The organism is Streptococcus penaeicida, assembly GCF_002887775.1.
Classification (GTDB): domain Bacteria; phylum Bacillota; class Bacilli; order Lactobacillales; family Streptococcaceae; genus Streptococcus; species Streptococcus penaeicida.
In genome coordinates, this window is sequence record NZ_LOCM01000055.1 from 1 (window position 1) to 407 (window position 407).

At 32.4% G+C, this 407-nt stretch carries 1 protein-coding gene; it reads right to left on the minus strand.

Features of this window, described 5'->3' with window-relative positions; genetic code table 11:
- Positions 1–376: IS3 family transposase (locus AT575_RS10175; RefSeq protein ID WP_245871546.1), on the minus strand; the 376-nt coding region annotated here is incomplete at its 3' end.
- Positions 377–407: the final 31 nt, after the last annotated feature.

A 407-nucleotide genomic window follows, 5' to 3' on the forward strand; every position in this document is an offset into this window, starting at 1 on the left:
GCATCCATTTTGTTTTTGCCTGAATTCTTTTGTTATTGTAATAATCAATATATTCCTCAACTGCTCTTGAGAATTCTTCAAATGAAGAATAGTCTTTCTCATAGCCATAATACATCTCATTTTTTAACCTTCCAAAAAATGTCTCCATTATACAATTATCATAGCAGTTCCCTTTCCGTGACATAGACTGGACAATACCATGTTGGTGTAATGTATTTCTAAAATAAGGATGTTGGTACTGCCAACCTTGATCAGAATGAAATATAAGACCTTCTACTGATGGAAATTTATTGAAAGCTCTATCGAGCATTCTACTTATCTGTTCAAGATTAGGACTCATAGATAAATCATATGATATGATTTCATTTGTGTTCATATCTAAAACAGGCGATATGTAACACTTCCCC